This window comes from Paracoccus ferrooxidans, from assembly GCF_029909815.1.
In the GTDB taxonomy this organism is placed as follows: domain Bacteria; phylum Pseudomonadota; class Alphaproteobacteria; order Rhodobacterales; family Rhodobacteraceae; genus Paracoccus; species Paracoccus versutus.
Genome location: NZ_CP038202.1, coordinates 41881 through 60018 on the forward strand (window position 1 = coordinate 41881; position 18138 = coordinate 60018).

Consider the following 18138-nt stretch of genomic DNA (forward strand, 5'->3'; position numbering starts at 1 on the left):
TCGGCCCGACCCGCCGCCGGGCCCGGCGCAAGGCCAGCCGTCGCGATAGCGGCCGCACCTGCCCTCGCCGATGCGGTCGTCGGATCGGCTGCAGGGGCGGAGGCACTCGTCATGGTCGCGCTGCGCGTCCTGGCGATGGCAGCGCTCGGCCTCCTCCGGGCCGAAGCAGGACGCCGCGTCGTCCCCGGCGGGGTCCATCCAGTCCCGGTCCCGGCGGTCGCGCCAGCCGTCATCGTCCGGTAGCCGCGGCGATAATCGCCAAGGCCGCCACGGACATGGTCGTCATCCCGCCGGAAATCCCCCCATAGGCCCCGCGCCCATAATCGCCATAGCCGGGTCGTGGTCGTCGTCCCGGCCATGGGCGCCGCGCCAATCCTCGCGATCGGAATGGTCCCGTCGCGGCGGTTGCGCTCTTTGTCGCTCCAACGATCTGCCTTGTCATCCTCCTGTCTCGCGGATCGACCGGCGCCGTCCTCGACGGGGGGCGCATAACCAGACCCATGCGGTTTCGGAGGAACGCGGCCCCTGCGGGCCTGCAACCCCAGCCTGCCGCAATGCCTGGGCATCGCCGCAGGCAGGCGCCCCGCTAGAATCGGGGCGGTCCGACCCACAGCCCCATGGACTGCATGGTCAGCACCGACGCGGCCGCGATGCTGGCGCTGGCGATGACGCCGAACACCAGGGCGGAGGCGAAAACGGTTTCATGTGGCATGCTCAACTCCTCATGTCCTGAGCGGTGCCCTCGGGCGTGCTTGCAGAGTCAACGCGCAAGCGCAAACCCCTGGGCGGAAAATGGCCGTCCTGCCCAATCCGGCGGCGCTTGCGGCGGCGGCCCGCCCGGTCTGGAACATTGTCCGGGCTTGGCGGTTGTCCGCCTTCTTTCCCGGAAATCCTTCAGCAAGGAACACCGACATGACCGACAAGCAACCCAAGCCCAGCCAGCCCTCGGACGCGGACCTGCGGCACGATCCGGGCATCGGCCGCTCCAAGGGCGCCGGTCGCAAGGACCCCGAGATCGGCGGCGAGAACACCTTCGAAGGCGACGTGCTGAACGACACCACCCCGCAGGGCGGCATAGACCCCCGCCAGCGCGGCCGCGAGAACAAATAGCCAGCCGGAGGAAAAGGAGACCGGACATGATCGGCAAGAAGACCCGCCAGCAGCAGCGGCAGATCATCGAAAAGCGCGTGGATACCAGCAACGCCGGCAAGGATTTCGACCCCCGCCCCTATCTGGACGCGGCCAAGCACCCGCACCAGGAGATCGCCGAGTCCCCCAAGCCGCGGGCCGAGGCCAAGGAGGACGGCGATCCCACGCCCAGGGGCGAAAACCAGGAAAGCCGGCATCGCAAGCACACCGGCAAGCCAGAGGACCAGGCCGAGGGCTGAAAGCCCCCTGCCCTGCGAGACCATCCGCCGGCATCGGTGGCGGGAACAACCGCCGCCCGCTTGGGGTTCGGCCTGAAGGCGGCATCTGACGAAAGGGACAGCACATGGCCGACGAGCCCGAATTCTCGCTGGGCGTCGAAGAGGAATACCTGCTGGTCGATGTTGAAACCGGCGACGTGCGCGAGGCACCCGATGCGCTGATGGCCGCCTGCAAGGCCGAGCTGGCCGACCAGGTCGGCCCCGAGTTCCTGCGCTGCCAGATCGAGATCGGCACCCCCGTCGCCGCCGATGTGCGCGAGGCGCGCGATCATCTGGCCCGGCTGCGCGGCAGCATCGCCCGCCATGCCGCCGAATTCGGCCTGGCGCCGATTTCCGTCGCCTGCCATCCGGTCGCGGACTGGCGCAGCCAGGACCATACCGACAAGGACCGCTACAACCAGCTTTCGCAAGAAATGGGCGGGGTGTCCCGGCGCATGCTGATCTGCGGCATGCATGTCCATGTCGGCATCCCCGACCAGGACATGCGCATCGACCTGATGAACCAGTTCTCGTGGTTCCTGCCGCATCTGCTGGCGCTTTCGGCCTCGAGCCCGTTCTGGCTGGGCGAGGATACGCTGCTCGCCTCGTATCGCACCACGGTCTTTGCCGGCTATCCCCGCACCGGCCTGCCGCCGCGGCTGGGCAGCTGGGCCGAATACGACCGCTCGGTCGCGGCACTGACCGAGACCGGGATCATCGGCGATGCCAGCAAGATCTGGTGGGATCTGCGCCCCTCGGCGCGCTTTCCCACGCTCGAGACCCGGATCTGCGACGCCTGCCCCCGGCTGGATGACACGATCACCCTGGTCGCGCTGGTGCAGGCGACGCTGCGCATGTTGTGGCGGCTGTCGCGGCAGAACCTGCGCTGGCGGCAATACGACAACTTCCTGCTGGGCGAGAACCGCTGGCGCGCGACCCGCTATGGGCTGACCGAGGGGCTGATCGACTTCGGCACCCGCCGCATCCTTCCCTTCGACGAGATCGCCGAGGGCTGGCTTGCCGCCATCGCCGAGGATGCCGATGCGCTGGACAGCCAGCCCGCGGTGGCCGGGCTGCGCGACATGATCGCCCGCGGCAGCGCGGCCGAGCGGCAGCGGGCGCTGTTCGCCTCGGCCATGGCCGCCGGGGCCACGCCGCAGGAAGCCTTTCGCAGCATCGTCGCCTGGCTGGTCGAAGAGTTCCGCCGCGGCCTGTGATCCGGCCTGGCGGCGGATTTCCCCGGCTCGCGGGAACAAAGCCCGCAGGCCGGGGGTTCCCCCGCCGACATGCAGCACTGGGAGAAACAGCAATGCCCAAATATCTTCTGGCCCTCGGCCTCGCCCTGATGCCGCTTTCGGCCCATGCCCAGGATGCCAAGGCGGTTTTCCTTGACACCGAGGGGCAAGAGGCCGGAACCGCGGCGCTGACGGCGACGCCGACCGGCGTGCTGATCGAGGTCGAGGCGACCGGGCTGCCGGCCAGCCAATGGGTCGCCTTCCACGTCCACGAAACCGGCAGCTGCGACCACGCCACCGGCCATGAATCGGCGGGCGGCCACTTCAACCCCTCGCAGGCCCCGCATGGCGTGCTGGCCGAGGGCGGCCCCCATGCCGGCGACATGCCCAACATCTGGGTCGATGCCGAGGGCACCGCGCGGGCGCAGGTCTTCAACCCGCTGGTGACGCTGGCCGAGGGCGACAATGCGATCAAGGGCCGGGCGCTGATGATCCATGCCGGCCCCGACGACTACCAGACCCAGCCCACCGGCGGCGCCGGCGACCGGCTGGCCTGCGCGGTGATCGAATAGGCCAGCGGCGCCGGGATCAGCCCGGCGCACCCTCGCCCTCGCCCGCGCCCAGGTGGCTCATGCGGCTGTGCAATTCGCAGCGCAGGCCCTCGGGCTCGTGGCGGATCACGCTTTCGCCCATGAAGTCCTGGGCCAGCGCCTCCTCGATGATGAGCGAGCCGAAGCCCTTGCCGGCATGGGAGGCGACGGGCGGGCCGCCCGATTCCGCCCAGAGCAGCCGGAACGGGTCGTCGCTGCCCGGCCGCCCGCCGGTCCAGGCCAGGTCCACCGCGCCCTGCGGGACCGACAGCGCGCCGTATTTCAGCGCGTTGGTCGCCAGTTCGTTGATGGCCAGCGCCAGGGTCAGCGCCTGCCTGGCCGACAGCCGCACCGGCGGGCCGGCGATGCGGAAGCGCCGCTGCCCGGTGCGAAACGGCGTCAGCGCCTGCCGGACCACCTGGCCGATTTCGGCATCCAGCGCGCTGGAATCGGTCAGCAGCGTCTGCGCCTGGGCCAGGGCGCCGATGCGCTGGCGCAGGATCTCGCGCGCCTCGGGGCCGTCATGGCTCAGCAGCGTCTGGTTGACGATGGCCGAGACCACGGTCAGCGTGTTCTTGATCCGGTGGCCCAGCTCGCCGTTCACCAGCCGCAGCTGGCGGGTGGCCTCGACCTTGCCGGTGGTCTCGATCACCGTGTCGATCATGCCGCGCACCACCCCGTTCTCGTCGCGGATCGGGCTGTAGCAAAAGGTGAAATGGCATTGCTCGGGATAGCCGTAGCGGTCGATGACCAGCGGAAAATCCTCGATGAAGGTCGCCTCGCCGGCATAGGCGCGCTCGGCGAGGGGGCCGATCTCCTCCCAAGCCTCGCTCCAGACCTCGGCGAAGGACCGGCCCAGCACGTTGCCCTTGTCGCCCAGGATCGGGCGAAAGGCGTCGTTGTGCAGGGTGATCAGCCCCGGACCCCAGACGATGCATTTCGGGAATTTCGAGTTCAGCGCCATCCCCAGCGCGATCTTCAGCGCCGAGGGCCAGCCGTCGGGCGGGCCAAGCGCGTTGCCGGACCAGTCATGGTCGCGGATCGCCCTGCCCATCTCGCCGCCGCCATCCAGAAAATGCACCGATCCGTCCATCGCCCCTCCGTCGCGCTGCTGCCGCCCCATCCGGTATGCCCGTCCCCGTCCGACGCAAAATAGCGCAACGCGGGACATTGTCCGGCGGTTTCCCATCCTGGCACGCGGCGCCGGGGAAAATGACCGGCGCCGGCTCGTGCCGGCCGCGATCGCGGCCCGCCGCACGAAATCATGCGCCACCCAACCGGCCGGGCGCGGGAATGTTCCCGGAAAAACTCGCCCGCCCCAGGCCCTGACACGGAACGATTGCGGCGCTGCCCGGTTCTGCATGGAACGTCCCGATCATCAAGACCCCCGGCGCCATGGCAGAAACCCTTCGCTTCGGCCGCCTTCCGGCGGCGACGGTTCATCTTTGCGTCGACATGCAGCGGCTGTTCGGGCCCGGCTCTGCCTGGGCGGTGCCGTGGATCGAGCAGGTTCGGCCGGCGGTTGCGACGCTGGTCGAAGCGCGGCCGCAGCACACCGTCTTCACCCGCTTCATCCCGCCCGAGCGGCTCGGGGCGGCGTCCGGCGCTTGGGCGCGCTATTACGCGCAATGGCCCGAGATGCTGCGCGAGCGGCTGGACCGGACATGGCTCGAGCTGCTGCCCGAGCTGGCGCGGCATGTGCCGCCGGCCAGGGTGGTCGACAAGCCGGTCTATTCGCCCTGGCACGACGGGCGGCTGCACCGCTGGCTGCGCCGCGCCGGGATCACCACGCTGGTGATCACCGGCGGCGAGACCGACGTCTGCGTGCTGGGCACGGTGATGGGCGCGGTCGACCTGGGCTACCGGGTGGTGCTGGTGGGCGATGCGGTCTGTTCCTCGACCGACCAAGGCCATGACGCGGCGATGACGCTCTACCGCACGCGGTTCTCGCAGCAGGTCGAGACCGCACCGCTGGGCGAGGTTCTGGACGCCTGGGCCGCGGCCTAGGGGAACAAGCCGGGGGCGGCGGGTGTTTCCTTTCCATGGCCGTCCCCAAGCACGCCCGAGGGGGACCCCGCGGAAGGCCGCCCGACGGGGCGGCCGCGCCAATGGGTCCCGTCTAGGGCCTGTCCGACACCAGCACAGGAGCTTTGCAATGTCCGCACCCCGCACCGACCTGGAAAGGCAAAGACGCCACCACCTCGTCCCAATCATCGGCATCCTCGCGGCCGTGCTGATCGCGCTGGCGGGGTTTCTCTGGTGGTTCAACGACGAGACCAGCGATCCCGAGATCCCCGGCCAGGTGCCGGGTCCAGTGGACGAGATCACCGACCCCCCCGCCGCCGGGGTGGAAACCGCACCCGCCACCACACCCGCCGACGCGGGGCCTGCTGCCGACGAGACCGCGCCCACCAGCAGCACGCCCGAGGCCGCGCCTGCCGATACCGCCCCTGCCGACAGCACCCCTGCTGACGCGGCGCCCACGGATACCACTCCTGCCGAGACCGCACCTGCCGACGCGGGGTCTGCTGACGTCTCGCCCGACGGAACCGCGCCGGCCGGCAGCGCGTCCGAGACCGCGCCGAGCGATACCGCCCCGGCCGGGACTGCCCCCGCCGACGCCGCATCCCCGGACAGCGCCCCCGCCGGAACGGCACCGGCCGATCCCGGCCAGCCGTCGCAATGAGCGCCTCGGGCGGCACCGCCGGGCCGCCCGAGCCCCCAAGCAGCATGGGAAGCCCCGCGATGCCCGACCGCAACACCCTCGCCAGCCTCCCGCCAGCCGGGACCGCGCGTTTCCCTCGCAAGGCCGACCTGCCCCCAAGCAGCACGAGAAGCCCCGCGATGCCCGACCGCAAGACCCCCGCCAGCCTCCCGCCCGCCGGGACCGGGCGTTTCCCTCGCAAGACCGACCTGCCCCCGGCATCGCGGGAAGGGGAAAGCGCCGTCTGCCGGTCCTGGCGGCTGGCGTTTGGGCGCCTTTCGTCGCCTGCCGGGGCCTGAGGATCCGGGTCATGCCGAACCGGAAAACCCTTTCCTGCATCTCGCCCGCGGGGGTGCGGCATTTCTACCGCAGCGCCGACCTGCACGGGCTGCGGCTGGCGCTGTGGGAGGACGGCGCGGCCGGGGCGGGATCGGTGGCGGATTACCTGCGCCAGGCCGGCGCTTCGGTCGAGGTGCTGGTGGAGGATGCGCCCCGGACCCATACGCAAACCTGCGCGCCAACCCATGCTTCGGCCCATGCTTCGGCCCACCCGCCAACCCATGCGTCGGTTCACGCGCCGGTCCTGCCGCCGATGCTGGCGCGCCACCGGCTGGCCGCACCTTGGGACGGAGACGGGGCTGGGGACGGAGACGGGGCCAGGGATGGGGCCGGGCCCGCGGAGATCCGCTTCAGCGGCAGCCTTGTGGCCGCGCTGGTCCGGCCCGGACCGATGCAGGTCGACGCGGCGGTGCTGAACCTGCGCAACCCGGCGCCGCTGGCGCAGAGCCTGCAGGCCGCCGGCATCCCCTTCGTCATCTTCGCCCAGGCGCCTGGGCCCGGCCTGGGCCTCTACCCGCATGGCCATTGCGTGCCGAGCCACGAGGGCCCCGAGGCACTCGCCTCGGCCATCCTGCTGCACAGCGCAATCTACCGGGCCGGGCTGTGCTGCACGCCCGAGATGACGGTGACGGATATGCTGCCGCGGCTGCGGGCGCTGGCGCGCTATCTGGTGCAGGACGCGGCGCTGGCGGATGCGCTGGTCGAGGATGCGCTGGAACAGGCGCTGGCGCTTCTGCCGCATCTCGGCCGCGAGCGCGAGCTGGGCGCGCTGCTGGTCACGCTGGTCGAACGGATCTGGCAGCGGCAGAAGATGTCGCGCCCGACCTGAAGGGTCGGAGGCGCAGGCCCGGCAGCACCAGCAAAAGCGCGACCGGCTGCAGGGCCAGGAACGCGGCGCTTGCGGACGCGGGCGCTGGGATAGGCGGCGGCGGCCGCATCTGGGCCGGGAGCGCGAGCTGGCCGCCCCGCTGGTCACGCTGGTCGAGCGGATCTGGCAGCGGCAGAAGATGCCGCACCCGGCCTGAGGAGGCAGAAGCGCAGGCCGGGCAGCACCAGCAGAAGCGCGACCGGCTACAGGGCCAGGAACGCGGCGAGGCCCAGCCGCTGCAGCAGCGGCCTCGACTCCGGATCGTGGGGCAGCCGGGGCGCGGCCTTCAGCTCGGCGAAGCGGCCCCTCCGCCGCTGCACGCGGCCACCTCACCGATGCCGAACGGGGCCGGAGCGGGATCGGGGAAGGCGACCTTGTCGCCGGTCCGGCCGCGGCCAGTCGCCTGGCGCGGATGCAGCGGTTACCCTGCGTTTTTCGGTGTTGTGCGGCCATGATCCCCTCCGGGAGGGCGAAGGAGACCGGCGCGCCCCCCCTTCCTGCCGCGCCTCAGCGCCGCCCGCGCGCGGCATGGCGGCGGTCGTCGTCCTCGTCGGGGTGCGAGGAATAACGGCGATCATCGTCGTCCCGGCGGTGGTCCCAGCCCCGGCGGGTGGCCTCGGCATGGCCCTCGGGGTGGCCGAACCAGCCTCCTAGCGCGGTCCCGCGCATGGTCGTCATCGCGGCCGCGCGAATAGCGGCGCCGGTCGTCGTCATGACAGCGCGAGGATGCGGCGGTCGTCAGCGCCGCGGTGCGAACCGTAGCGCCGGTCGTCGTCGTCGTCCCGATGATGGTCCCAGCTGTGGTAGGCGGCCTCGGCATGGCCCTCGGGGCGACCGAACCAGCCTCCTAGCGCGGCGCGCGCATGGTCGTCATGGCGGCGCGAGAATGCACCGGCCGTCCTCGTCGCGGCGCGGGGAGGCATGGCGGTCGTCGTCGTGGCCCGCAAGCCTTTCCCCGTTTTCGGAAGGGACAGGCCGGGGCCGATTCGCGGTGCGGGCCACGACGGGGCACCGAGGCACGCCTTCAGGCCCCGAAAAGCCCCGACGGCGCACGGGGGGCAAGCTGGGAACCCGCACTCAGGCCGGTTCGGCCGCTTCGCGGTTGGCCTCGCTTTCGGCGATCTCGGTCAGCAGCTCGTCGGTCGCCGATTCCTCCTCCAGCGTCTGGCCCAGAAGCGCCGCGGCCTCCTTCAGGCCCAGCTGCTTGGCCCATTGCCGCAAGGTGCCGTAGCGGGCGATCTCGTAATGCTCGACCGCCTGCGCAGCCGCCACAAGCCCGGCATCCAGCGCCGGGGCGCCCTTGAAGGCGGCCATCACCTCCTCGCCCTCCTCGATGATGCCGTCGATGGCCGGGCAGGTCTTGCCGCGCGCCGCCTTGCCCAGGATCTCGAACACCTGCTGGAGGCGCTCGACATGGATCTCGGTCTCCTCGCGATGCTTCTCGAAGGCCTTGCGCAGCCGGTCGGACTGCGCGCCCCGCGCCATCTTGGGCAGCGCCTTCAGGATCTGGCGCTCGGCATAATAGATGTCCTTCAGCGTGTCGTGGAACAGGTCGTCAAGAACCTTGTGGGCCATCTCTCAGGTCTCCTGCGTTGAAAAAATCCAATCGGGACGCCCTGAACCAGAACCGGCGGAAAATGTTCCAAGGAACAAACGCCCCGGCCGCTGGTTGCCCGTCAAAGAAGGAGGAAACCCATGGCCCGTCCCATCCCCATGGCCCGCTTTACCCTGGCATGGCCCTTGGCCGGCGCAGGCGCGGCGCTGCTGTCGATCCCGGTCCTGGCGGCGCTTTCGGCCGGGCGCGGCCTGCCGCCCTGGATGCCGCTGAACGCCACCACCCATGCGCTGCACGGGGCCGAGGCCGCCCGGACCACCGCCCTGGACCTGGCCCATACCGGCCTGGGCACCGCCATCCATGTCGCCTCGTGCTTCTTTTGGGCGGGGGTGGCGGTGCTGCTGGTCCGCCGGGCGGCACGGGGCGGGCCATGGCTGGCCTGGCTGGCGGGGCTGGCCACCGCCGCCATGGCCGGGCTGATCGACTATGGCCTGCTGCCCGCCCGGCTGCGTCCGGGATGGGAGCTGGTGCTGCCGCCCTGGGCCGTCCTGGCCGGGCTTGCCGCCCTGGGCGTCGGGCTGTCGCTGGGATTGCTGGCCGCATGGGCCATCGGCCGGCGCGCGCCGGGAACATCGCCGGCGCCGGATCGTTATCCCCCCGTCCCCGGCGCGGCCGAGCCGCCGCAGGCGCCGGTCTCGGCCGTCGAGCGGCTGCGCCATCCCGCGCCGCATGTGCTGGACCAGCGCCAGCAGCGCATGGACCCGGCCGGCACCGTCACCGAGGATCCGAACCGCCAGGGCGACGGCAACAAGCAGCCCGGCGTCCCCCATCCCGATGAAAGGCCCGACAGATGAGCGATTATCCCAAGCCGCCCTTTCCGAAACAGCAGCAATCCCTGCCCGGCAGCTTTCGAAACATGGATCCGCGCCCCGACCATGGCGAGGAAAGCTGGAAGGGCGCCGGCCGGCTGGAGGGCAAGGTGGCGCTGATCACCGGCGGCGACAGCGGCATCGGCCGCGCCGTCGCCATCGCCTATGCCCGCGAGGGCGCCGACCTGGCGCTGTCCTGGCTGAACGAGACCGAGGACGCCGCCAGCACCGCCGATCTGGTGCGCGAGGCCGGGCGCGACTGCCTGTCCATCCCCGGCGACATCGCCGACCCGGACCATTGCCGCAAGATCGTCGCCGACGTGATCGAGCGCTTCGGCCGCATCGACATCCTGGTCAACAACGCCGCGCACCAGGCGCTGTTCGACGGCATCGAGGAGATCGCGGACGAGGAATGGCGCCGCACCTTCGCGGTCAACATCGACGCGATCTTCTACCTGACCAAGGCGGCGGTGCCGCATATGCCCAGGGGCTCGGCGATCATCAACACCGCCTCGATCAACGCCGACAAGCCCAATCCCAAGCTTCTGGCCTATGCCACGACCAAGGGCGCGATCCAGAACTTCACCACCGGGCTGGCGCAGATGCTGGCCGAACGCGGCATCCGGGTGAATGCCGTGGCGCCCGGCCCGGTCTGGACGCCGCTGATCCCGGCCAGCATGCCGCCCGAGGAGGTGGCCGAGTTCGGCGCCAACTACCCGATGAAGCGTCCCGCCCAGCCGGTCGAGCTGGCCTCGGCCTATGTCATGCTGGCCGAGCCGATGTCGAGCTATGTCTCGGGCGCAACCATCGCCGTCACCGGCGGCAAACCGATGATCTGAGAAGGGAGTCGACCATGAACAACCGCCATCTTGCGTTCCTCTGCGGCCTGGCCGCCGGTTTCGCGCTCAAGGGCGCCTGCGATGCGCTGGCCCGGCCCGCCACCGGACCCCGCCACCGCAGCCGCCGGCGCCAGGACGAGATCCGCCCCGCCGGCCGGCGGCAGATGGAAAACCCGCCGCGCAACTGGGACATCGTGGACGAGCAAGGCGACGAATCCTTCCCGGCCAGCGACCCGCCGGGAAACTACTGAACGAAAAGGGGCGGGGACCGCGGTCTCTGCCCCCTTTCCGGCGCCTGTCGGCCCCGGTTCAACCCTTGTGTTCGGGGTCAGCCCTTGTGTTCGGGCTTATGTTCGGGCTTGCCCTTGCGCTTGGTGGCGGCCAGTTCCTCAAGCTCGCTTTCGCTCATCGAATCGTGCATCTGCTTCGAGGGGCCGCGCAATTCGTCCTTGCTCGTCTCGCCGCGCTTGGCGGCCAGCGCCGCGCCGGCCGCCTTCTGCTGCGCCTTGGATTTGGCTGGCATGGTCTCGATCCTCCTGCTTAGGCCTCCTGGTTAGGCGCCCGGTTCCGGCCAGGGCGCGGCATCATTCGCCGCCATTGGTGGCGCGGTCGTTCTGCCGGGCCTTGCGGTCGCCCGCCTCGCGGTTCTCCCCGCCGGCATTGGGTTCGTTCGAACGCTGCATCTGCTTGGGGTTCAGCACCGGATCGGCATTGCCCATCTTCAGCTGCTGCGCCCTTTGCTGGACGTTGAACTTTTCGTTTTCGGCTTTGGGATCGAATTTCTCGCCCATGGCGAAGTCCTCCTTGTCAGGGGCTGGTCAGGGCTGGCCGGAGCGGATCGCGGCCGGCCGCGGGGGTCAGTCCCGATGCTCGGGCATCTGCTTCAGCTCGTCCTTGGTCCAGCGCGAGACGGCGTGGACGCTGTTGCTGCCGTCGCGCATGAAATCCAGCTCGCGGGCGGGAACGGCGACGGGCTTCGAGCCGATGCCCAGGAAGCCGCCGACGTCGATCACCACCACCGCCTCGTTGCCGACGCCATGGACATGCGAGACATGGCCGATCCTTTCGTCGCCGGGGCCATAGATGGTGGCGCCGGTCAGCGCGGCCTCGGTCAGCTCGCTCTCGTTCAATGGGATATGGGTGCTGTGGTCCATTGGGCCCTCCTCTGCTTTGTCGGTTGAGGCACCCCCAACCGCCGGAAGGCCGGTCTGTTCCATAACGGTGCCGTGAAGGCTGCGGCGGGAACATTTGCCGCCGGCCACGGTTCAACCGCCCTGCGCAAACCCCGCATCCAGAGGAGGAATGAGATGAAACAGCTGTTCGTCACCACCGCCCTTGCCGCCGCGCTGAGCGTGACCGCCGCCCAGGCCCAGGAGACCGAAAGCCAGCCCGTTCCGATGGGTCAGGAAACCGCGCCCGCCGCCGACGAGCCCCTGCCCACCATCGCCCCGCCCGACGGCTATGTCGAAGGCGAGGTGGTGCTGACCACCGAGAACCTGCAGGGCGCCACCGTCTACGACGCCAGCGGCGACGAGATCGGCGAGGTGCATGGGCTGGTCTTCGCCAACGGCTCCACCTCGCTGCAAGGCGGCGACGCCGGCGCGGCGCTGCAAGGCAGCGATGCCGGCGCGGCGATGCAAGGCAGCGATGCCGGCGCGGCGATGCAAGGCAGCGATGCCGCCACGACCATGCCTGCGCCGGGTGCCGATACCGAAACCACGCCCGCCGCCCCGCCGCCCGCCGCGGCCGAGACGGGCACCGACACCGGCGACACGACCGACACGGCCACCACCGACTCCGCCACCGCCCCCGCCACCGAGGATGCGAACACCTCGGTCGAAAGCGGCACGGCGAGCCCCGAGGCCACGGCGCCGGCCCTCGACACCGATTCCTCGAACGTGGCCAGCGGCACCGACCGCGGCGACAGCGACCGGATCGAGGGGATCGGCTCGGATGCCGGCACCATCACCCCCACCGATGCCACCACGCCCCCGGTGCAGACCGCGCCCGAGGGGGAAGCCCAGCCGATGGGCTCGGCCGAGATCAGCCATGCCATCATCGACGTGGGCGGCTTCCTGGGCATGGGCGAGCATCGCGTCGCCATCCCGGTCGGCGACCTGGTGGTCTATCGCAAGGATACCGACATCCGCATCTATCTGCCCTGGACCCGCCAGCAGCTCGAAGCCCTGCCCGAGTTCGACGAGGACGGCCCCGCCCCCATGACCCAGTAAGCGCCGGCAGCCCCGGCCCCGCAGCCGGCCCCGGCTGCGGGCGCCAGCATATCGCCTCGCCAGGACCGCCATGCCGAACCCCCGATCCAACAGCCCCACCCTGCGCGTCCCCTCCCTGCGCGACGACGGCCTGCAACTGGACGAGGACCGCCGCTTCCAGCGCCGGTTCTGGCGCATCCAGCGCATCGCCTGGCTGCTCTTCGGCGCGGTCTGCCTGCTGGCGCTGCTGGGCCTGACGGGAAGCGGCGGCGCGCTGCACAGGGGCGAATTGCGCCTGGACGGCGCGCGGGTCGAATTTCCCCGCATCAGCCGCTGGGAGGGCACCGATGAGGTCTCGATCACCTTCGAACGCCCGGCCGCAATGCATTCCTTTCGCATCGGACAGGATTTCTTCGACCGCTTCTCGGTCGAGCGCATCCAGCCCGAACCGGCGCAAGCCACGCTTTCGGACCGCGGCCAAGGCTTTGCCGTGCCGGCGCAGGGGCCGGGGCCGCACAAGGTGGTCCTGGAGGTGCGGGCGCTGCATTTCGGCTGGACCCGGCTTGACATCGCCATCGGCGCGCAACGCCGCGCCGCCCATATCCTGATCCTGCCCTGAAGGCCAAGCCATGGATTCCGTCATCCGAGGCGTCGCGATCTATCTGGCGCTGCTGGTCATGACCCGGCTGTCGGGACGCCGGACGCTGGCGCAGACCACGCCCTTCGACCTCGTGCTGCTGCTCATCATCGCCGAGACCACGCAGCAGGCGCTGCTGGGCGACGATTTCTCCATCGTGAACGCGGTGGTGCTGATGATCACCCTGGTCACGGTCGACGTGATCCTGTCCTTTGCCAAGATGCGCTCGACCCGGCTGGCGACCTGGCTGGACGGCACCCCCACGGTGCTGATGAGCCGGGGCGAGGTCGACCGCGCCGCGCTGGAACGCTCGCGCATGGGCATCACCGACATCCTGGAGGCGGCGCGCGTCCAGCATGGCCTGGCCAACCTGCAACAGATCGACGCCGCCGTGCTGGAGATCAGCGGCGCGATCAGCATCATCCCCCGCAAGGACCAGGGTTAGGCCGCCCGCGCCGCCGGAACCGCCGCCAGGCTGGGGACGTTGGGCCGACGTCGTATTTCACCGGGAAGGCAGGCCATGTCACCGCGGGCGATCTGGAAGGGGATGCTGAAGATCGCCGAGGTCAGCTGCCCGGTCGCGCTTCACGCCGCGGCCTCGACCTCGGAACGCATCGCCTTTCACACGCTGAACCGGGCGACCGGGAACCGGGTGCGCCGGCAGTTCATCGACAGCGACACCGGCAAGCCGGTCGAAAAGGACGACCAGGTCAAGGGCTACGAGGTCGGCGAGGGCGACTACGTCGTCCTGGACCCCGACGAGATCGCCGCGGCCATGCCGGAAAGCGACAAGACCCTGGCCGTCGCGGCTTTCATCGCCTGCAAGGACATCGACGACGTCTATTTCGACCGCCCCTATTACCTGACGCCGGCGGACCGGACGGCCGAGGAAGCCTTTGCCCTGATCCGCGAAGGCATGCGCCGCAAGCAGGCGGCGGCGCTGGCGCGGGCGGTGCTGTTTCGCCGGGTGCGCACGGTGCTGATCCGCGCGCATGGGCCGGGCATGATCGCCTCGACGCTGAATTTCGACTACGAGGTGCGCTCGGCCAGCGAGGCGTTCCGCGACATCTCGGCCGTGAAGATCAAGGGCGAGATGCTGGAGCTGGCCAAGCATATCATCGCCACCAAGATGGGCGCGTTCGACATCGCCGCCTTCGACGACCGTTACGAGGCGGCGCTGGCGGACCTGGTCCGCGCCAAGCTGGAGGGCCGCAAGATCAAGCCCCGCCCGGCGCCCAAGCGCGAGAATGTCGTGGACCTGATGGCAGCACTGCGCGAAAGCGCGGGCTTGGCCCGGAAAAAGCCGCCCGCCCGCAGGAAGGCGGCGGGCGCGGGCTCGCGACGCAAGTCCCGCTGAGCCCCCGCGCCCTAACCCTTCAGGACCAGCGCCGCGCCGCTGACGATGGAGAAGACCAGCACCGCCAGCCGCAGCGCCGGCCCGTTGACATGGGCGTGGACATGCCGCGACAGCAGGCTGCCGACCAGCACCGCCGGGATCAGCGCCAGCGCCGCCAGGATCTGCTGCCCACCGATCCGCCCGGCGACCAGCAGGATGACCAGCGAGATCGCCTCGCCGACCAGAAAGCAGGTCGCCACGGTCGAGCGCAGCACCGGGCCGGGGGCGTGCTGGTATAGCAGCGCCAGCGGCGGGCCGCCGATGCCCGTCGCCGTCTCGGTCACGCCGGTGAACAGCCCCACCCCCAGCGAGGCCGAGCGGCTGGGGGCGAAGGGCGGCGCCAGCAGGGCCGCGACGGCGGCCAGCACCGTCAGCAGGCCGACGGCGATCTCGAGCTGGCGCACCGACAGCGCGACCAGCACCGCCATGCCCAGGAACGTCCCGAAGAAGCGGCCGAAGGTGATCCACCCGGTGCCCTGCCGGTCGATCATCTGCCGCTCGCGCCATGCGACCAGGAAGTTCAGCGGCAGCATCAGGATAAGCAGGGTGACGGGCAGATGGCTGGCATCGACGAAGCCGAAGACCGGCGCCATGATCAGGGCAAAGCCGATGCCCACCGCACCCTGGACGAAGGCGGATGCGGCGACCAGCAGCGACAGGCCCAGAAAGATGGAAAGGGTCACGCCAGCCTCATGTCGATCAGGCTGTCCGCCGTCGGATGGATGCGCTGGATCGGCGCGGCGGCGATGGCCGGCGCGGCCAGATCCCTGATCTCTTCCATCAGGGCGCGCGCGTCCCAGTCCACCGGCCAGCCCTGCACCATCCTCAGCCGGCCATTGGTAAAGACCGCGTCGATCTGGTCGCGGTTGCCATAGCGCACCAGCTCCCAGCTCAGGTCGTGCGAGGGGGTGAATTCGGGCCGGTCCAGGTCGACCAGCAGGAAGTCGGCCGCCAGCCCCTTGGCGATGCGGCCGGTCACGCCGGCCAGACCGCCGGCATCGGCGGCCATCCGCGTCGCCGCATCCAGCCACAGCCAGCCGCCGCCGCAGGAACTGTCGCCCGAGGCCAGCCCATAGGCCACGCGCTGCATGCTTTCGGCCGCGTCCATCAGCCGGAACCCGTCGGCCCGCGTGCCGTCCGTGCCCAGCCCGAAGCGGATGCCAAGCGCCTGCATCTGCAACGCCGGCGCGACCGCGTTCCCCTTCCAGACCGAGGCGACGGGATTGTAGGCGACGGCAGTGCCGGTATCGCGCAGCAGGTTCAGCTCCGACGGCGTGACCAGCGTCGAATGCGCGATCAGGGTCTGCGGCCCCAGCGCGCCGACATGGGCCAGATGCTCCAGCGGCCGGCGGCCATGCGCCACCAGCGAGCGTTCGACCGCCACCAGATGCTCGTTCACATGGGTCTGGAAGGTCACGCCCGCCTCGGCCGCCATGGCCGAGACCTCGCGCAGCATCTCGTCGCTGGCCACCTCGGGGATCGAGATGGCCAGCGAGGCATGGATCAGCGGATCGCCCTGGCAGGCGGCCAGGTGCGCCTGGGCGTTGCGCAGGATCTGGCCGCGATCCGGCACCACCGCCGCGCCGCCCAGGTCGTTGCAGATCTGCGCCACCACCAGCCGCAACCCCACCTCGCGCGAGGCAAGGGCAAGCTTGCCGATATGGCCGGCCGAGCGCGTGCCGGCGTCGATCGCCGCGGTAAAGCCGCCCCGCAGGCATTCCAGCGCCGCCAGCTTCGAGGACAGGTAGACCATGTGTTCGTCCAGGCTGCCCTCCAGCGGCACCCAGATGCGGCGAAAGATCTCGGAGGGTTCGCCGAAGACCAGCGACTTGCCCAGCGATTGCGTCAGGTGGGTGTGGGTGTCGATGAAGCCCGGCATCATCAGGTGATCGGGCAGTTCGACCAGCCGCGCCTGGGGATGGCGGGCGCAAAGCGCGGCGGCTTGGCCGACATCGGCAAAGCGGCCGGCACGCAGCAGCACGGCCATGTCGCGTTGCGGCCCTCCGTCAAGAAGCAGGCGCCCCGGCGCGACGATCGTCTCGTCGGTTCGGGCAAAGGTCTGGCGCAGGTCGGTCATCAGGCATGCTCCGTGGCATCGACAGGTTTGGGGGCGCTGAACTGGAAGAAGGCGTTGACCACCGCCGCGGTGATCGTGCCCATCGCCAGCCCGTTGCCCAGGATCATCTGCGACCATTGCGGGAACTGGCTGTAGACGCCGGGCACCAGGATCGGCATCAGCCCCATGGCCAGCCCCGAGGCCAGCGTGAACATCGCGCCATGTTCGCGCAGGTCGACGCGGCTCAGCACGTGGATGCCGATCACGCCGATGATGGAAAAGACGATGACGGCCGTGCCGCCGACGACCGGGCCGGGCAGGACGCTGGCCAGCCGCGACACCGGCGCCAGCAGCGCGATCAGCACCAGGATCACCCCCGCCATGGCGGTGACATGGCGCGAGCGCACCCCGGTCGCGCGGACGATGCCGATGTTCTCGCCCGAGGTGATGATCAGCGAGGTGCCGAACAGCCCGCCCAGGATCGAGGCCACCGCATCGCCGCGGATGGTGCGCGGCACGATGGCATGGGCGTCGCCCTTGCGGTCCACGATCTCGGCGGTGGCGATGGTCTGGCCGGTCGCCTCGGCCATCGAGATGATCGAGAAGATGATCAGCGGCAGCGAGGCGATCAGGTCGAATTTCGGCATCCCGAACGGAAACAGCTGCGGCACCGCGACCAGCGGTCCCTGCATCACGCCCGACAAGTCGAGCCGGCCCAGCGCCGCCGCCAGCAGCGTCCCCGCGATCAGCCCCAGCATCACCGAGATGCGCTGGAGCGTGCCGGTGAACACGCGCGAGAAGATCACCGTCAGCGCGATGGTCGCCAGCGCCAGCCCGACATTGACCGGATCGGCAAAGCCCTCGCTGCCGGGCTTGCCGGTGATGGTGCCGCCATAGATCTTGACCAGGTTGACCGCCACCAGCAGCAGCATGGTGCCCACCACGATGGGCGGGAAAAAGCGCAGCAGCCGGCGAAAGACCGGCAGCGCCAGGAAATAGAACACCCCGGTCATCAGCACCGCGCCCACCGCCGTCTGCACGTCGGTCTGGCTGGCGATGGCCAGGAAGATCGCGATGGGGGCGCCGCCCGGAACCATGATGAAGGGCAGCCGCGCCCCGAAGCCGGCCGGCCCGAAGCTTTGCAGGATCGAGCCCAGCCCGCAGACCAGGAAGGTGGCGCTGATGATCGACACGGTCAGCGCCGGGTCGAAGCCCAGCGTCTGCGCCACCAGAAACACCGCCGTTATCGGCGATGCGGCCATCACCAGCACGTGCTGGAAGCCGTAAAGGATCAGATCCCTCGGCGGCAGAACCCGGTCCACCGGATCGGGCGGCGTAAGCGTCTTTGCATTGGCCATCGTGGCGTTTCCCTGTTGTTGAAGCGGCGTTTACATTTATGCAAATCGTTTTGCTTACCCTCGAAATACCACGCGG

Annotated in this window: 25 protein-coding genes; 14 read left to right on the forward strand and 11 right to left on the reverse strand. The window is 70.2% G+C overall.

Translation table 11 applies throughout. The features are described from left to right. Window positions 1-586: 586 nt before the first annotated feature. The gene (locus E3U26_RS17215; protein WP_255469536.1) at window positions 587-712 is read right to left on the reverse strand and encodes a hypothetical protein; all 126 of its coding nucleotides are present in this window, start codon (window positions 710-712) and stop codon (window positions 587-589) included. A gap of 200 nt (window positions 713-912) precedes the next feature. Here E3U26_RS17215 and E3U26_RS17220 point away from each other — a divergent pair, with 200 nt between their 5' ends. The 4 genes from E3U26_RS17220 to E3U26_RS17235 all read left to right on the forward strand — a co-directional run bounded on the left by E3U26_RS17220 (window position 913) and on the right by E3U26_RS17235 (window position 3213). Next, window positions 913-1110 carry a hypothetical protein gene (locus tag E3U26_RS17220; RefSeq protein ID WP_036754845.1) on the forward strand — a complete coding sequence of 66 codons (198 nt, stop codon included), beginning with the start codon at window positions 913-915 and terminating at the stop codon, window positions 1108-1110. Between the two features lie 26 nt (window positions 1111-1136). Beyond that, on the forward strand, window positions 1137-1388 hold the full coding sequence (locus tag E3U26_RS17225; RefSeq protein WP_499106965.1) for a hypothetical protein: 252 nt from the start codon (window positions 1137-1139) through the stop codon (window positions 1386-1388). Window positions 1389-1492: 104 nt separating this feature from the next. Next, window positions 1493-2623: a carboxylate-amine ligase gene (locus tag E3U26_RS17230; RefSeq protein WP_036754833.1), complete on the forward strand. Its 1131-nt coding sequence runs from the start codon at window positions 1493-1495 to the stop codon at window positions 2621-2623. Window positions 2624-2715: 92 nt separating this feature from the next. Continuing rightward, entirely contained in the window at window positions 2716-3213 is a 498-nt protein-coding gene (locus E3U26_RS17235) for a superoxide dismutase family protein (protein WP_036754830.1), read from the forward strand. A 16-nt stretch (window positions 3214-3229) separates the two neighbouring features. Here the strand turns inward: E3U26_RS17235 and E3U26_RS17240 are convergent, their stop codons facing one another. After that, window positions 3230-4324, reverse strand: coding sequence for a sensor histidine kinase (locus tag E3U26_RS17240; protein ID WP_499106967.1), 1095 nt, complete (start codon window positions 4322-4324; stop codon window positions 3230-3232). A gap of 302 nt (window positions 4325-4626) precedes the next feature. Here E3U26_RS17240 and E3U26_RS17245 point away from each other — a divergent pair, with 302 nt between their 5' ends. The 3 genes from E3U26_RS17245 (at window position 4627) to E3U26_RS17255 (ending at window position 7103) form a co-directional block, all read left to right on the forward strand. Continuing rightward, window positions 4627-5238: a cysteine hydrolase family protein gene (locus tag E3U26_RS17245; RefSeq protein WP_036754827.1), complete on the forward strand. Its 612-nt coding sequence runs from the start codon at window positions 4627-4629 to the stop codon at window positions 5236-5238. 148 nt (window positions 5239-5386) lie between these two features. Next, window positions 5387-5917, forward strand: a complete 531-nt coding sequence (locus E3U26_RS17250) for a RodZ family helix-turn-helix domain-containing protein (protein WP_499106969.1) — start codon at window positions 5387-5389, stop codon at window positions 5915-5917. A gap of 328 nt (window positions 5918-6245) precedes the next feature. Beyond that, window positions 6246-7103 carry a hypothetical protein gene (locus E3U26_RS17255; protein ID WP_499106971.1) on the forward strand — a complete coding sequence of 286 codons (858 nt, stop codon included), beginning with the start codon at window positions 6246-6248 and terminating at the stop codon, window positions 7101-7103. Between the two features lie 546 nt (window positions 7104-7649). Here the strand turns inward: E3U26_RS17255 and E3U26_RS17260 are convergent. From E3U26_RS17260 to E3U26_RS17270, 3 genes are all read right to left on the reverse strand, one after another. Beyond that, window positions 7650-7811: a hypothetical protein gene (locus E3U26_RS17260; protein WP_499106972.1), complete on the reverse strand. Its 162-nt coding sequence runs from the start codon at window positions 7809-7811 to the stop codon at window positions 7650-7652. Between the two features lie 41 nt (window positions 7812-7852). Further along, complete coding sequence (locus tag E3U26_RS17265) at window positions 7853-8089, reverse strand: hypothetical protein (protein WP_499106974.1); 237 nt, start codon at window positions 8087-8089, stop codon at window positions 7853-7855. Between the two features lie 130 nt (window positions 8090-8219). Further along, a complete protein-coding gene (locus E3U26_RS17270; protein ID WP_036761186.1) occupies window positions 8220-8717 on the reverse strand; it encodes a YciE/YciF ferroxidase family protein in 498 nt (165 codons plus the stop codon). Window positions 8718-8837: 120 nt separating this feature from the next. Between E3U26_RS17270 and E3U26_RS17275 the strand changes: the two genes are divergently transcribed. Genes E3U26_RS17275 through E3U26_RS17285 form a run of 3 tightly spaced genes read left to right on the forward strand, consistent with a single transcriptional unit; the run spans window position 8838 to window position 10656 of the window. Continuing rightward, complete coding sequence (locus tag E3U26_RS17275) at window positions 8838-9551, forward strand: hypothetical protein (protein ID WP_243700176.1); 714 nt, start codon at window positions 8838-8840, stop codon at window positions 9549-9551. Further along, window positions 9548-10405: a Rossmann-fold NAD(P)-binding domain-containing protein gene (locus E3U26_RS17280; RefSeq protein WP_499106977.1), complete on the forward strand. Its 858-nt coding sequence runs from the start codon at window positions 9548-9550 to the stop codon at window positions 10403-10405. Before E3U26_RS17275 ends, E3U26_RS17280 begins: the two co-directional genes overlap by 4 nt. A 14-nt stretch (window positions 10406-10419) precedes the next feature. Next, window positions 10420-10656: a hypothetical protein gene (locus E3U26_RS17285; RefSeq protein ID WP_072462496.1), complete on the forward strand. Its 237-nt coding sequence runs from the start codon at window positions 10420-10422 to the stop codon at window positions 10654-10656. Window positions 10657-10733: 77 nt separating this feature from the next. Here E3U26_RS17285 and E3U26_RS17290 read toward each other — a convergent pair whose 3' ends face one another. From E3U26_RS17290 to E3U26_RS17300, 3 genes are all read right to left on the reverse strand, one after another. Then, the gene (locus E3U26_RS17290) at window positions 10734-10928 is read right to left on the reverse strand and encodes a DUF3008 family protein (protein WP_116220523.1); all 195 of its coding nucleotides are present in this window, start codon (window positions 10926-10928) and stop codon (window positions 10734-10736) included. A gap of 61 nt (window positions 10929-10989) precedes the next feature. Further along, window positions 10990-11196 (reverse strand): hypothetical protein, encoded by a 207-nt coding sequence (locus tag E3U26_RS17295; RefSeq protein ID WP_036761175.1) that lies wholly within the window; start codon window positions 11194-11196, stop codon window positions 10990-10992. 66 nt (window positions 11197-11262) lie between these two features. Continuing rightward, window positions 11263-11559 (reverse strand): PRC-barrel domain-containing protein, encoded by a 297-nt coding sequence (locus tag E3U26_RS17300; protein ID WP_449043605.1) that lies wholly within the window; start codon window positions 11557-11559, stop codon window positions 11263-11265. 153 nt (window positions 11560-11712) lie between these two features. Between E3U26_RS17300 and E3U26_RS17305 the strand changes: the two genes are divergently transcribed. The 4 genes from E3U26_RS17305 (at window position 11713) to ku (ending at window position 14609) form a co-directional block, all read left to right on the forward strand. Continuing rightward, complete coding sequence (locus E3U26_RS17305) at window positions 11713-12636, forward strand: photosystem reaction center protein H (protein ID WP_499106980.1); 924 nt, start codon at window positions 11713-11715, stop codon at window positions 12634-12636. Window positions 12637-12706: 70 nt separating this feature from the next. Next, entirely contained in the window at window positions 12707-13234 is a 528-nt protein-coding gene (locus tag E3U26_RS17310) for a hypothetical protein (protein WP_499106982.1), read from the forward strand. A gap of 10 nt (window positions 13235-13244) precedes the next feature. Then, on the forward strand, window positions 13245-13697 hold the full coding sequence (locus E3U26_RS17315) for a DUF421 domain-containing protein (RefSeq protein ID WP_114537601.1): 453 nt from the start codon (window positions 13245-13247) through the stop codon (window positions 13695-13697). A 75-nt stretch (window positions 13698-13772) separates the two neighbouring features. Next, window positions 13773-14609, forward strand: a complete 837-nt coding sequence (gene ku, locus E3U26_RS17320; RefSeq protein ID WP_499106984.1) for a Ku protein — start codon at window positions 13773-13775, stop codon at window positions 14607-14609. A gap of 11 nt (window positions 14610-14620) precedes the next feature. Here the strand turns inward: ku and E3U26_RS17325 are convergent, their stop codons facing one another. Genes E3U26_RS17325 through E3U26_RS17335 form a run of 3 tightly spaced genes read right to left on the reverse strand, consistent with a single transcriptional unit; the run spans window position 14621 to window position 18062 of the window. Further along, complete coding sequence (locus E3U26_RS17325) at window positions 14621-15331, reverse strand: sulfite exporter TauE/SafE family protein (protein WP_114537603.1); 711 nt, start codon at window positions 15329-15331, stop codon at window positions 14621-14623. After that, window positions 15328-16725 carry an amidohydrolase family protein gene (locus E3U26_RS17330; RefSeq protein WP_499106986.1) on the reverse strand — a complete coding sequence of 466 codons (1398 nt, stop codon included), beginning with the start codon at window positions 16723-16725 and terminating at the stop codon, window positions 15328-15330. The genes E3U26_RS17325 and E3U26_RS17330 overlap by 4 nt, the downstream gene beginning before the upstream one ends. Beyond that, window positions 16725-18062, reverse strand: a complete 1338-nt coding sequence (locus tag E3U26_RS17335; RefSeq protein WP_116220519.1) for a uracil-xanthine permease family protein — start codon at window positions 18060-18062, stop codon at window positions 16725-16727. The genes E3U26_RS17330 and E3U26_RS17335 overlap by 1 nt, the downstream gene beginning before the upstream one ends. Between the last annotated feature and the right edge of the window lie 76 nt (window positions 18063-18138).